10 protein-coding genes are annotated in these 13,165 nt (G+C 62.1%); 6 read left to right on the plus strand and 4 right to left on the minus strand.

Annotation, left to right across the window (positions count from 1 at the left end; all coding sequences use genetic code 11):
* The first annotated feature begins 2 nt into the window (after positions 1–2).
* Entirely contained in the window at positions 3–2,423 is a 2,421-nt protein-coding gene (gyrB, locus tag ACODS5_RS00520) for a DNA topoisomerase (ATP-hydrolyzing) subunit B (RefSeq protein ID WP_134689110.1), read from the plus strand.
* A 76-nt stretch (positions 2,424–2,499) separates the two neighbouring features.
* Here gyrB and ACODS5_RS00525 read toward each other — a convergent pair whose 3' ends face one another.
* The gene (locus tag ACODS5_RS00525) at positions 2,500–3,801 is read right to left on the minus strand and encodes a sigma-54 interaction domain-containing protein (RefSeq protein ID WP_489107652.1); all 1,302 of its coding nucleotides are present in this window, start codon (positions 3,799–3,801) and stop codon (positions 2,500–2,502) included.
* Positions 3,802–4,047: 246 nt separating this feature from the next.
* Here ACODS5_RS00525 and ACODS5_RS00530 point away from each other — a divergent pair, with 246 nt between their 5' ends.
* From ACODS5_RS00530 to ACODS5_RS00540, 3 genes are read left to right on the plus strand one after another with little or no spacing between them, the layout of a single operon-like run.
* The gene (locus tag ACODS5_RS00530) at positions 4,048–4,932 is read left to right on the plus strand and encodes an MBL fold metallo-hydrolase (protein WP_489107653.1); all 885 of its coding nucleotides are present in this window, start codon (positions 4,048–4,050) and stop codon (positions 4,930–4,932) included.
* Positions 4,933–4,973: 41 nt separating this feature from the next.
* Positions 4,974–6,254, plus strand: coding sequence for an NAD(P)/FAD-dependent oxidoreductase (locus tag ACODS5_RS00535; protein WP_489107654.1), 1,281 nt, complete (start codon positions 4,974–4,976; stop codon positions 6,252–6,254).
* Positions 6,251–7,069: a sulfite exporter TauE/SafE family protein gene (locus ACODS5_RS00540; RefSeq protein WP_489107655.1), complete on the plus strand. Its 819-nt coding sequence runs from the start codon at positions 6,251–6,253 to the stop codon at positions 7,067–7,069. The genes ACODS5_RS00535 and ACODS5_RS00540 overlap by 4 nt, the downstream gene beginning before the upstream one ends.
* Here ACODS5_RS00540 and ACODS5_RS00545 read toward each other — a convergent pair.
* Positions 7,058–7,945: a LysR family transcriptional regulator gene (locus tag ACODS5_RS00545; RefSeq protein ID WP_489107656.1), complete on the minus strand. Its 888-nt coding sequence runs from the start codon at positions 7,943–7,945 to the stop codon at positions 7,058–7,060. The genes ACODS5_RS00540 and ACODS5_RS00545 overlap by 12 nt on opposite strands.
* A gap of 174 nt (positions 7,946–8,119) precedes the next feature.
* On the opposite strand from ACODS5_RS00545, the gene ACODS5_RS00550 reads away from it, so the two are divergent.
* Together ACODS5_RS00550 and ACODS5_RS00555 are read left to right on the plus strand one after the other, a co-directional pair.
* On the plus strand, positions 8,120–9,769 hold the full coding sequence (locus tag ACODS5_RS00550) for a GMC family oxidoreductase (protein ID WP_489107657.1): 1,650 nt from the start codon (positions 8,120–8,122) through the stop codon (positions 9,767–9,769).
* Positions 9,770–9,866: 97 nt separating this feature from the next.
* A complete protein-coding gene (locus ACODS5_RS00555; protein ID WP_489107658.1) occupies positions 9,867–11,486 on the plus strand; it encodes an MFS transporter in 1,620 nt (539 codons plus the stop codon).
* Positions 11,487–11,796: 310 nt separating this feature from the next.
* Here ACODS5_RS00555 and ACODS5_RS00560 read toward each other — a convergent pair whose 3' ends face one another.
* On the minus strand, positions 11,797–12,567 hold the full coding sequence (locus tag ACODS5_RS00560) for a lysophospholipid acyltransferase family protein (RefSeq protein WP_489107659.1): 771 nt from the start codon (positions 12,565–12,567) through the stop codon (positions 11,797–11,799).
* A 66-nt stretch (positions 12,568–12,633) separates the two neighbouring features.
* Positions 12,634–13,161, minus strand: a complete 528-nt coding sequence (gene gmhB, locus ACODS5_RS00565; RefSeq protein ID WP_134689101.1) for a D-glycero-beta-D-manno-heptose 1,7-bisphosphate 7-phosphatase — start codon at positions 13,159–13,161, stop codon at positions 12,634–12,636.
* Positions 13,162–13,165: the final 4 nt, after the last annotated feature.

Here is a 13,165-nt window from a genome sequence, read left to right on the forward strand (position 1 = left end):
GCATGAGCGAAAATCAAACGTACGACTCCTCCAGCATCAAGGTGCTGAAAGGGCTGGATGCCGTACGCAAACGTCCCGGCATGTACATTGGCGACACCGATGACGGCAGCGGCCTGCACCACATGGTGTTCGAGGTGGTCGACAACTCGATCGACGAAGCCCTGGCCGGGCACTGCGATGACATCACCGTCATCATTCACCCGGACGAATCCATCAGCGTCCGTGACAACGGCCGTGGTATTCCGGTCGACGTGCATAAAGAAGAAGGCGTTTCCGCAGCCGAGGTCATCATGACCGTGCTGCACGCCGGCGGTAAATTCGACGACAACTCCTACAAGGTATCCGGCGGTCTGCACGGTGTAGGTGTGTCGGTGGTGAACGCGCTGTCCGAGAAACTGGTGCTCACCGTTCGCCGTAGCGGCAAGATCTGGGAACAGACCTATGTGCACGGTGTGCCACAAGCGCCAATGGCAGTGGTGGGTGATAGCGAAACCACCGGTACCCACATCCACTTCAAGCCTTCGGCCGAGACCTTCAAGAATATCCACTTCAGCTGGGACATCCTTGCCAAGCGTATTCGCGAACTGTCGTTCCTGAACTCCGGCGTTGGCATCCTGTTGAAGGACGAGCGCTCCGGCAAGGAAGAGTTCTTCCGTTACGAAGGGGGCCTGCGCGCATTCGTCGAGTACCTCAACACCAACAAGACCCCGGTGAACTCCCAAGTCTTCCACTTCAATGTCCAGCGTGACGATGGCGTGGGTGTTGAAGTTGCTCTGCAGTGGAACGACAGCTTCAACGAAAACCTGCTGTGCTTCACCAACAACATTCCGCAGCGCGACGGTGGTACGCACCTGGTAGGCTTCCGTTCCTCGCTGACCCGTAGCCTGAACAGCTACATCGAGCAGGAAGGCCTGGCCAAGAAGAACAAGGTTGCCACCACCGGTGACGACGCCCGTGAAGGTCTGACCGCGATCATTTCGGTCAAGGTGCCGGATCCGAAGTTCAGCTCGCAGACCAAGGACAAACTGGTTTCCTCGGAGGTGAAGACCGCCGTGGAGCAGGAGATGAACAAGTACTTCGCCGACTTCCTGTTGGAGAACCCCAACGAAGCCAAGGCCGTGGTCGGCAAGATGATCGATGCCGCTCGTGCCCGTGAAGCTGCGCGCAAGGCCCGTGAAATGACCCGCCGCAAAGGCGCGCTGGACATCGCCGGCCTGCCGGGTAAGCTGGCCGACTGCCAGGAGAAGGACCCTGCCCTTTCCGAACTGTACCTGGTGGAGGGTGACTCCGCAGGTGGTTCGGCTAAGCAAGGCCGTAACCGTCGTACCCAGGCGATCCTGCCGCTGAAGGGCAAGATCCTCAACGTCGAGAAGGCGCGCTTCGACAAGATGATCTCCTCGCAGGAGGTCGGTACGTTGATCACCGCCCTGGGCTGTGGCATCGGTCGCGAAGAGTACAACATCGACAAGCTGCGTTATCACAACATCATCATCATGACCGATGCTGACGTCGACGGTTCGCACATTCGTACCCTGCTGCTGACCTTCTTCTTCCGTCAGTTGCCAGAGCTGGTCGAGCGTGGCTACATCTATATCGCCCAGCCACCGCTGTACAAGGTGAAGAAAGGCAAGCAGGAGCAGTACATCAAGGACGACGAGGCCATGGAAGAATACATGACCCAGTCGGCCCTCGAAGATGCCAGCCTGCACCTGGACGAGTCGGCGCCAGCGGTATCCGGTGTTCAGCTCGAGGCATTGGTCAACGAGTTCCGCAACGTGATGAAAACGCTCAAGCGCCTGTCGCGCCTGTATCCGCAGGAGCTGACCGAGCACTTCATCTACATGCCGGAAGTCACCCAGGAGCAACTGGCCAACCAGGTAGACATGCAAGCCTGGCTGGACAAGTTCCAGGAGCGTCTGAACAGCAGCCAGAAGTCTGGCCTGAGCTACGTGACCCGCCTGCGCGAAGACAAGGAACGCAATATCTGGCTGCCTGAAGTGGAAATCACCTCCCATGGCTTGGCCAGCTACGTCACCTTCAACCGCGAGTTCTTCGGCAGCAACGATTACCGTTCCGTGGTCGTCCTCGGTGCCAAGCTCGGCACCCTGCTGGGTGAAGGCGCTTACGTGCAGCGTGGTGAACGTCGCAAGGCGGTCACCGAGTTCAAGGAAGGCCTGGACTGGCTGATGAACGAGAGCACCAAGCGTCACACTATCCAGCGATACAAAGGACTGGGTGAGATGAACCCGGACCAGCTGTGGGAAACCACCATGGACCCAACCGTGCGCCGCATGCTCAAGGTGACCATCGAAGATGCCATCGCCGCCGACCAGCTGTTCAACACCCTGATGGGTGATGCGGTTGAGCCACGTCGCGACTTCATTGAAAGCAACGCGCTGTCGGTGTCCAACCTGGACTTCTGATCAGTTGCAGGCGGAACAAAAAAACCAATCCTTTCGGATTGGTTTTTTTTCATCTGCAAGAATGTTCCACGTGGAACTACGATAAACCAAGTGCTTTCAATCGACGGTAAAGCGTGCGTTCGCTGATGCCCAAATGCTCGGCCAGGTCGCTGCGTGAGCCTTTGAAGGTTTCCAGGGCATGGGCCAGGTCGCCCATTTCGCTGATGCCACGGCTGCGTGCGCCGGACGCTTTGGCCACAGAATAGACATCTTCGGGAAGATGCTCGGGGCGGATCAAACCGTCATCGGCGAACAACCGGGCGCGCTCGAGGATGTTGCGCAGCTCACGGATGTTACCTGGGAATTTGTGCAGACCAAGCCGTTCGAGCGCTTCGCTCGACACCTTGGGCGACTGCTTGCCCGCCATGCGCTGTAACAGGCTCTCACAGAGCAACGGCAAATCCTCCACTCGTTCGCGCAATGATGGCAGCCGAATCGGAAACCCGCTGATACGGTAATACAGGTCTTCACGGAAGGTCCCTGCGCTGGCCATCTCTTTCAATGGCTTGTGCGTCGCCGACACCAGACGGAAATCCGAATGAACAGTGCGGGTGCTGCCCACCGGGCGGAAGCTGCCGGACTCGATCAGGCGCAGCAACTTCACCTGCATGGCCAGTGGCACCTCGCCGATTTCGTCGAGGAACAACGTGCCACCGTGAGCGGCCTCGGCCAGGCCTATCTTGCGCTGGGTCGCACCGGTGAAGGCACCCTTCTCGTAGCCGAACAGCTCGCTCTCGAACAACGACTCGGTCAGCCCGGTACAGTCCACCACCACCAGGGGACCGTTGGCTCGGGGGCTACCCAGGTGCAAGGCGCGGGCGAACAGTTCCTTGCCGGTGCCCGACTCACCTTGCAGCAGTACCGGGATCTGCGCCGGAGCGGCTCGCTGTAAACTGGCCACCGCGGTCTTGAACGCGGGAGCCCGCCCGACCAGGCCTTGCTCCTTTGGTTGGGCGGACGCCAGGGTGACGCTGGTCAGGCGTTCGACAAAGGCCACCACCCTGCCCTGGTCATCGAGGATTGGCCGCAGCTCCACGTCCACATGCTCCGGACCACGCGGCGTGTGATGGATGTGCAGTACGCGCTCGGGCAACTTGCTGTCCAGTGACTTGCGCAGCGGGCAGTGTTCGCCTGCCTGGTCGCAAGGTACGGCATAGTGGTGCGAAACCCGATGACATTTCTCGCCGATGGGCGCATGGGCCTCGCTACCGAACTGGCGGCGATAAGCGGCGTTGGCGGCGAGGATGTTGTAGTCGGTATCGAGCACGATGCTGGGCAGCACATCGTGTTCGAGGTAGGACACCAGCGCGAAGATGGCAGGATGGGAAGCGGCTAGCATGACAGCACCAGATGAAGGACCTGGCGAGGGTAGCAAGGACTGCCAAACACTGCCATTGGCTGACAGTCGACTGCCAGCAACTGTCACCCTCGGCTGGCAGACCGGGGGCTGCTGCGCAGCCCATCGCGGCACAAGGCCGCCCCTACAGGGGGCAGCGGTCATCGGAAAGGCATGGCATGCATCTTGATAAAGCATCCTCCACTGCCTATGCCTTCAAGGAGGCCCGGTGGATAACTGGAGAGTGCAATGATCATCGGCAACAACCTTCACGTCGAAGAGTTCTTCGACAAAGCGACCTCGACCATCAGCTACCTGGTCATGGATGGCGAGACCCGCCAGTGCGCGCTGATCGACAGCGTGCTGGATTACGACCCCAAGTCTGGACGTACCCGCACCGATTCGGCAGACACACTGATCGCCCGGGTCGAGGCGCTGGGTGCCAAGGTGCAATGGATTCTGGATACCCACGTGCACGCCGACCATCTGTCCGCAGCGGCCTATCTCAAGGAAAAACTCGGCGGCAGCATCGCCATCGGCGCGCAGATTACCCAGGTGCAGAAAGTTTTCGGCACCCTGTTCAACGCCGAACCAGGCTTCGCCCGCGATGGCAGCCAGTTCGATGTGCTGCTGGTTGATGAAGAAGGCTTTCGCATCGGCAACCTGCATGCCCGTGCCCTGCACACCCCTGGGCATACCCCGGCGTGCATGAGTTACATGGTCGAGGACGCGGGCGAGACCGCCGTGTTCGTCGGCGATACTTTGTTCACTCCGGACTATGGCACTGCCCGCTGCGATTTCCCCGGCGCCAGCGCGCGAACCCTGTACCGCTCGATCCGTCGTCTGCTGGCCTTCCCCGACCAGACCCGGCTGTTCATGTGCCACGACTACCTGCCCGGTGGCCGCGAACTTCGCTACATGACCACCGTAGCCGAACAGCGCGCCGACAACATTCATATCCATGAAGGCGTCAGCGAAGACAGTTTCGTCGAGATGCGCGAAGCCCGCGACAAGACCCTCGACATGCCCGTGCTGATCCTGCCCTCGGTGCAGATCAACATGCGCAGCGGACAGTTCCCCGAGCCCGAAGCGAACGGCGTGAGCTACCTGAAAATTCCGCTGAACAAGTTGTAAGCCACGCTGCACCCATAACGAGATTCAAAGGAACACTTGTCATGCCTGCCCTGCTGCCCCCTACCGATACCTCCCGTGCCGACCACCATAAGGTGGTGATCGTCGGCGCCGGTGCCGCTGGCATCGCCACCGCCTCCAGCCTGATCGCCCGCGACCCTTCGCTGGACATAGCCCTGGTCGATCCTGCCGAGGTGCACTACTACCAACCCGGCTGGACCATGGTCGGTGCCGGCGTGTTCAAGGCGCCGAGCACCGCCCACACCATGGCTGCCACCCTGCCCCGCGGCGTGCGCTGGATCAAGGCGCGGGTCGAGGGCTTCGACCCGCAAGGGCAATTGGTCATCCTCGACGATGGCCGCGCCGTCAGCTATGAACAACTGGTGGTCTGCCCAGGATTGAAGCTGGATTGGCAGGCTATCGAAGGCCTGAGCGAAACCCTCGGGCGCAATGGCGTCACCTCCAACTATCGCTACGACCTGGCGCCCTATACCTGGCAACTGGTACAGAACCTCAAGCAAGGCCGGGCCCTGTTCACCCAGCCGCCGATGCCGATCAAGTGCGCCGGTGCGCCGCAGAAGGCGTTGTACCTGTCCTGCGACCACTGGTTGCGCCACGGCCATCTCGGCAACGTGCGCGCCAGCTTCTTCAATGCCGGTGCCGTGCTGTTCGGGGTGGCCGACTATGTGCCGGCGCTGATGAGCTACATCGACAAGTACGGCGTGGACCTGAACTACCAGCATCGCCTGACGGCGGTGGATGGTCCGAACAAGCGCGCCACGTTCATCCGTACCCTCCCCGACGGCAGCAGCGAGACCCGCGTCGAAACCTTCGACATGCTGCACGTGGTGCCGCCACAGGTCGCGCCGGACTTCATCCGCCAGAGCCCGCTGGCCGATGCCGGCGGCTGGGTGGACGTCGACCCGCATACCCTGCGCCACCGCCATTTCGGCAATGTCCACGCCTTGGGTGACGTGGCCAATACCAGCAATGCCAAGACTGCTGCCGCCGCCCGCAAGCAGGCGCCGGTGGTGGCCAACAATGTGCTGGTGGCGCTCGGCCGTCTGTCGACCTTGGCTCAGTACGATGGCTACGGCTCCTGCCCGTTGACCGTGGAGCGCGGCAAGATCGTCCTGGCCGAGTTCACCTACGGCGGCAAGGTCGCGCCGAGCTTCCCGCGTTGGTTGCTCGATGGCCGCAAGCCCACCCGCCTGGCCTGGTTGCTGAAGGCGCAGATCCTGCCGCCGCTGTACTGGAAAGCCATGCTCAAGGGCCGTGAATGGTTGGCCAAGCCACAGCCGTTGCTAGTCGAGGCGTCGCAGTGATCGAACAGCAACTGCTGGGCGCCGGTCTCGGCGCGATCATTGGCGCGGTGCTGGCGTTGACCGGTGCCGGTGGTGGGATCCTTGCCGTGCCGCTGTTGGTGTTCGGGCTTGGCCTGAGCATGGTCGAGGCGGCGCCGATCGGTTTGCTGGCCGTAGGCCTGGCGGCTGCGGTCGGCGCCGTGCTCGGCCTGCGCCAAGGCTTGGTGCGCTACCGGGCGGCGCTGTTCATTGCGCTGATCGGAATCGCCTGTGCACCGTTTGGGCTGATGTTGGCGCACCAGTTACCCAACACACCATTGGCGCTGGTCTTCGCCGTTGTACTGGTCCATGCCTGCCTGCGCATCTGGCGCAAGGCCGCGCGTGAGTTGCGTGGGCAGCTGCCTTGCGGTGAGCGGCAGATCATGCCCTGCGTGCTCAACCCTGTGCAGGGTCGCCTGCGCTGGACCCTGCCCTGCGCTCGGGCGCTGGCATTCACCGGGATGCTCTCGGGTTTGTTGTCGGGGTTGCTGGGCGTGGGGGGGGGCTTCGTCATCATCCCGGCCTTGAACCGTTATACCAACCTGGACATGAAAAGCATCGTCGCCACCTCGCTGGCGGTGATCGCCCTGGTGTCCACCGGCAGCGTGGTCAGTGCCAGCGTGGCTGGGGTCATGCACTGGTGGGTCGGCGCGCCGTTCGCCGTGGGCGCGGTGCTCGGTCTGTTGCTGGCCAGGCCCTTGGCCAGCAAGCTTGCCGGTCCACGCCTGCAGCAGTTGTTCGCGGTCGCAGGTTGCTGCGCTGCCGTGTTGCTGGCCGGCAAGGCGCTACTGGGCTAGCAGTTGGTCCTGCTCGGCGGCGCACAGCGCCAGCAAATAGTCCCAGACCACCCGCAGGCGTACTGACTTGTGCAGTTCGCGGCGGGTGCAGATCCAGTAGCTGCGCTGGATGGTTTCGCTGGGTAGCACGCGCACCAGCTTCGGGTCGTGCCCGGCCATGTAGTTGGGCAGCACGGCGATGCCCAGCCCGGCCTGGGCGGCATGCTGCTGGGCGATCACACTGGTGCTGCGGAACACCACGTTGGGCGCTCGACAGAAGCTGTTGAGCAACAGCAACTCCTGGCTGAACAGCAGATCGTCGACATAGCCGATCCAGCTGTGCCGGGCCAGATCCTCGCGGCTGTGCAGTGGTGGTGCGCGGTCCAGGTAGTCCTGGCTGGCGTACAGGGCCAGGCGATAGTCGGTGAGCTTGCGGGTTATCAGCATGTCGGCGTTGGGGCGTTCCAGGTGGATGCTGATCTCTGCTTCGCGGTTCAGGATGCTGACGAAACGCGGCACCGCCACCAGTTCCACTTCGAGCCCCGGGTAGCGCTGGAACAAGGCGTTCATGCGCGGGGTGAAGAACATGATGCCGATGCCCTCGGTCACTCCCAGGCGGATCTTGCCCAGCGGGGTGATGGCCTGGGTGATCTCTTCCTGCGCCAGCAGGGCGACGTTTTCCATGGCTTCGGCGTGCTTGAGCAGGGCTTGGCCAGAAGGCGTGAGTTCGTAGCCTTGGGCATGCTGGACGAACAGCGCGGTGCCCAGCTGTTTTTCGATGCTCTCGATATGTCGGGCCACGGTGCTGTGGGTGGTGTTGAGGCGCTTGGCGGCCGTCAGCAGACGGCCGCTGCGCTGCAACTCGAGGAAAAACCGCAGATCGTTCCAGTCGAACATGGGCGTCCTTGGATGTGCTGGCTGTCGAAGCCATCGCGGGGCAAGCCCGCTCCCACAATCGGATAGTCGCTGTGCTAAAACGCACAACGGCTGCGCGAAATCTCGTGTTTCCTCGGCGAAATTAATCAATAAGATGGGTCGGGACAAGAATAATAATCAGGCGCGAGGTTGCACATGCCATCAGCCGATTCTGTCTACGACTATGTGGTCGTGGGTGCCGGTCCCGCCGGTTGCCTGCTGGCCAACCGCTTGTCCGCCGACCCTGCCTGCCGCGTCCTGTTGCTCGAGGCCGGTGGCCGCGACAACTACCCGTGGATTCACGTCCCGGTCGGTTACCTCTACTGCATCGGCAACCCACGCACCGACTGGTGCTTCAAGACCGAGGCCCAGCCCGGCCTGAACGGGCGTGCCTTGGGTTATCCACGGGGCAAGGTGCTGGGCGGCTGCTCATCGATCAACGGCATGATCTATATGCGTGGCCAGGCCGCCGATTACGATCGCTGGGCCGAGCAAGGCAACGACGGCTGGGCCTGGAAGGATGTACTACCGCTGTTCAAGGCCAGCGAAAACCACTTTGCCGGCGCCAGCGACAGCCACGGCGCCGATGGCGAGTGGCGGGTCGAGCAGCAGCGCTACAGCTGGCCGATCCTAGATGCTTTCCGCGATGCCGCCGAGCAGAGCGGCATAGCCAAGGTCGCTGACTTCAACACCGGTGACAACGCAGGGTGTGGATACTTTCAGGTCAACCAGCGCAGCGGTGTGCGCTGGAACTCGGCCAAGGCATTTCTCAGGCCCATTCTCAAGCGCCCGAACCTGACCGTGCTGACCGGCGTGCAGGTCGACCAGGTGTTGCTTGGCAACACCCGCGCCCGGGCTGTTAGGGCGCTATGGCAAGGTGCATGGCATGAGTTCGCGGCACGCCGCGAGATTATTCTTTGCGCAGGTTCGGTCGGTTCGCCCGGCATCCTGCAGCGCTCGGGGATCGGCCCACGCAATCTGCTCGCAGGGCTGGGCATCGCCGTGCGCCACGACATGCCTGGTGTCGGCGGCAACCTGCAGGACCATCTGCAGCTGCGGTTGATCTACCAGATCCAGAACACGCGTACCCTCAACCAGATGGCCAACAGCCTGTGGGGCAAGCTGGGCATGGGCCTGCGCTATGCCTACGACCGCAGTGGACCACTGGCCATGGCGCCAAGCCAGTTGGGCGCCTTCGCCCGTTCGAGCCCAGAGCAAGAAACCGCCAATCTTCAGTATCACGTCCAGCCCTTGTCGCTGGAGCGCTTCGGCGAGCCGCTGCACCGGTTCCCGGCCTTCACCGCGTCGGTATGCAACCTGCGCCCGGCTAGCCGTGGACGGATCGATATCCGCTCGGCGGATATGAATGCCGCGCCGCTGATCGACCCTAACTACCTCAGCGCCCCCGAGGACCTGCGCGTGGCCGCCGACGCCATCCGCCTTACCCGGCGCATCGTCCAGACCCCTGCCCTGGCCGCTTTCGAACCCCGCGAGTACCTGCCAGGCCCTGCCCTGCAGAGCGAACAAGACCTGCACCAGGCCGCCGGCCTGATCGGCACCACCATCTTCCACCCGGTAGGTACCTGCCGCATGGGCAGTGGCACGCTCGATGTTGTGGATAACCAGCTGCGCGTGCACGGCATTCCGGGCCTGCGCGTGGCGGATGCCTCGATCATGCCGCAGATCGTCTCCGGCAATACCTGTTCACCCACGTTGATGATTGCCGAAAAGGCGGCACAACTGATCCTCAAGGAGGCCAACACCCAGACCAACCTCAGCGACAGCAACGCGATACCGACGCCCTGACCCGGGTGTGTGCAACACCGGCGACCCGCGGTCAGAGGTCGCCGACAGTGGAACAACAAGAATAATCACTGTGGCCCACGGGCCGAGGACAGCAACGATGTCGGACTACATCCAGGAGCAAGGCGCGGCGGTCACCCGCGACAGCCGCCGTGAGGAACGCAAGATCATTTTCGCGTCATCCCTCGGGACGGTGTTCGAGTGGTATGACTTTTTTCTCTATGGCGCGCTGGCCGCGGTCATCAGCAAGCAGTTCTTCGCAGGGGTCAATGACACCACTGCCTTCATCTTCGCCCTGATGGCCTTCGCTGCCGGCTTCCTGGTGCGCCCATTCGGCGCGCTGGTGTTCGGTCGGCTGGGCGACATGATCGGGCGCAAGTACACCTTCCTGGTGACCATCGTACTGATGGGCTTGTCGACCTTCGCGGTCGGCCTGCTGCCCACCTACGCCAGCATCGGTATCGCCGCGCCGATCATCCTCGTCGTACTGCGCATGCTTCAGGGCCTGGCCCTGGGCGGAGAGTACGGCGGCGCCGCCACCTATGTGGCCGAGCACGCGCCACCTGGCAAGCGCGGTTTCCACACCGGTTTCATCCAGTCCACCGCCACCCTGGGCTTACTGTTGTCGCTGACCGTGGTGCTCGCCAGCCGTTACATCAGTGGCGATCAGTTCGAGACCTGGGGCTGGCGCCTGCCGTTCCTGCTGTCGATCTTCCTGCTGGCGATTTCCACCTGGATCCGCATGAGCATGCACGAGTCGCCGGCCTTCGTGAAAATGAAGGCCCAAGGCAAGGTGAGCAAGTCGCCGATCCGCGAGTCCTTCACCTCCTGGCCGAACCTCAAGGTGGTGCTCACGGCGTTGTTCAGCATCAACGCCGGGCAGGCAGTGACCTTCTACACCGCGCAGTTCTACGTGCTGTTCTTCATGACCCAGATGCTCAAGATGGATCCGGCCCAGGCCAATACCCTGCTGATCATCAGCGTGGTGATCGGCGCGCCGTTCTTCGTGTTCTTCGGCTGGCTGTCGGATCGCATCGGGCGCAAGCCGATCCTGATGGTCGGCCTGTTGCTGGCGACGGTGTGCTACTTCCCGATGTTCAAGGCCCTGAGCCACTACGCCAACCCGCAGATCGACGCGGCCAGCCGCCAGGCACCGATCGTGGTCAGCGCCGACCCGCAAGGCTGTACCTTCCAGTTCGACCCGGTAGGCAAGGCGCGTTTCGACAGCCCCTGCGACAAGGTCAAGACGTTCCTGGTCAAGCAGGGCCTGCCCTACAGTTCGGTGGATGCCACTGGCAGTGGGGTCAGCGTGAGCATTGGCGACAAGACCATCAGTGGCTTCGACGAGGCGGCCATGCGCAGTGCCATCGATGCTGCCGGCTACCCGGCCAAGGCGGACCCGGCCCACGTCAATCAGGTAATGGTGGTGGTGCTGATCGTCGCCATGATCCTGATTGCCACCATGACCTACGGGCCACTGGCGGCGGTGATGGTCGAACTGTTCCCCACGCGCATTCGCTACACCTCGATGTCCCTGCCCTACCATATCGGCAATGGCTGGTTCGGTGGCTTCCTGCCGACGGTGTCGTTCGCGCTGGTGGTGTACACCGGGGATATCTTCTACGGCCTTTGGTACCCGGTACTGATCACCGGGGTGAGCCTGGTGGTGGGGATCTTCTGCTTGAAAGAAACCAAGGATGTGGATATCGATAAGGTCTGAACCAACGGGTAGTAGCTTGCACGATCCCCGTAGGAGCCGGCTTGCCGGCGAACACCGGCGTAGCCGGTGCCAGGTACCGGGCTGTCTGGTTCACCGGCAAGCCGGCTCCTACGAAAAATCGTGCGAGGCCTTTGAGCAAGTGCGCTCCCACAAAAAAACCGGCGTAAAAGCCGGTTTTTTTATCGCGCGAAAAAACTTATGCACGATTTTTGAAAAAACGTCATACAGAGAAATAAGTTTCTATTTCAATCACTTAGCTATCAATCGAGACGTTTAATCCAAAAACTACTAACAACTTATCCACAGAACGTCAGGCGGGCTGCTGTTCTGGTTTTTCCGCCGCTGGCGGCAACGAGCCCATGGCCCGTTGGGCCGCTTCGTTCCACGCCTGGGCACGGTCGTTCAGCTCGGCGATGGCCCGTGGCCCATTGCCTTCGGGGTACATCGGCTCGCCAATCACCACCTCGATGGTGCCTGGGCGCTTGCCCCAGCCTTCACGCGGCCAGAACTTGCCGGCGTTGTGGGCGATCGGCAGCACGGGCAGCCCGGCGTTCACTGCCAACGCGGTACCGCCACGGGAGAACTTGCCGATCTGGCCATGGGGTACACGGGTGCCTTCGGGGAAGATCAACACCCAGGTGCCCTGCTTGAGTAACTCATCGCCTTGGCTGGCGACCTGGCGCAAGGCCTCCTTCGGGTTCTTCCGGTCGATAGCGATCGGCCGCAGCATCGCCATGGCCCAGCCAAAGAACGGCACATACAGCAGCTCGCGCTTGAGCACCTGGCTCAGTGGCGAGAAGTAGGCCGAGAGGAAGAACGTCTCCCAGGTGCTCTGGTGGTTCGACAGGATCACGCAAGGCACTTTCGGCACATTCTCAGCGCCAGTGATCTTGTAGTCGATGCCCAGGATCGTGCGCACCAAAAACAACGCGCAGCGGCACCAGTACACGTTGATGAACTTGTAGCGCTTGGGAAACGGCAGGAAAGGCGCGACGAAGAAGCTCAGCGAGCACCACAGCAGCGAACTGGTGCCCAACAGCAGGTAAAAAAGAAAGATTCTGATCGCCTGCAGGATCGACATAGTGGCATGTACCGTTGCGGGGCATGGCCCGCCTAATGAAAAGTGCGCCGGTCAAGGCGCACCCATTTAAATAAGTTCTCTGGCGATGGCTGCCAGATCGTCGAAAATCAGTGTAGTTTCCGCAACGCCCTTTTCCAGGGTCCGCTCGCCCTTGCCGGTTTTTACCAGCACGGGTTGTGCATCGACGGCCAGGGCCGCCTCCAGGTCACCTTTGCTGTCGCCGACGAACCACACGCCGGCCAGGGAAACCTGGTAGTGCTCGGCAATCGCCCGCAGCATGCCGGGCTTGGGCTTGCGGCAATCGCAGCCTTCGTCCGGGCCGTGCGGGCAATACACGATGAAACCGACCTCGCCACCCTGCTCGGCCACCAGCGCGCGCAGGCGCGCGTGCATGGCCTCGAGGGTTGCCAGCGAGTAGTAGCCACGGGCAATGCCGGACTGGTTGGTGGCCACGGCCACCGTCCAGCCCGCCTTGCTCAACTGCGCGATGGCCTCGATCGAGCCGGGAATGGGGATCCACTCCTCCAGCGACTTGATGTAGGCGTCGGAGTCATGGTTGATCACTCCGTCTCGATCAAGAATCAGCAGTTTCAACGGC

The organism is Pseudomonas sp. FG47 (assembly GCF_057809115.1).

Coding starts and splice junctions, on each gene's coding strand:
- ACODS5_RS00560 (WP_489107659.1), bottom strand. CDS start 12,567: ATGTCGATCCTGCAGGCGATCAGAATCTTTCTTTTTTACCTGCTGTTG.
- ACODS5_RS00525 (WP_489107652.1), bottom strand. CDS start 3,801: ATGCTAGCCGCTTCCCATCCTGCCATCTTCGCGCTGGTGTCCTACCTC.
- ACODS5_RS00555 (WP_489107658.1), top strand. CDS start 9,867: ATGTCGGACTACATCCAGGAGCAAGGCGCGGCGGTCACCCGCGACAGC.
- ACODS5_RS00545 (WP_489107656.1), bottom strand. CDS start 7,945: ATGTTCGACTGGAACGATCTGCGGTTTTTCCTCGAGTTGCAGCGCAGC.
- gyrB (WP_134689110.1), top strand. CDS start 3: ATGAGCGAAAATCAAACGTACGACTCCTCCAGCATCAAGGTGCTGAAA.
- ACODS5_RS00550 (WP_489107657.1), top strand. CDS start 8,120: ATGCCATCAGCCGATTCTGTCTACGACTATGTGGTCGTGGGTGCCGGT.
- ACODS5_RS00530 (WP_489107653.1), top strand. CDS start 4,048: ATGATCATCGGCAACAACCTTCACGTCGAAGAGTTCTTCGACAAAGCG.
- ACODS5_RS00535 (WP_489107654.1), top strand. CDS start 4,974: ATGCCTGCCCTGCTGCCCCCTACCGATACCTCCCGTGCCGACCACCAT.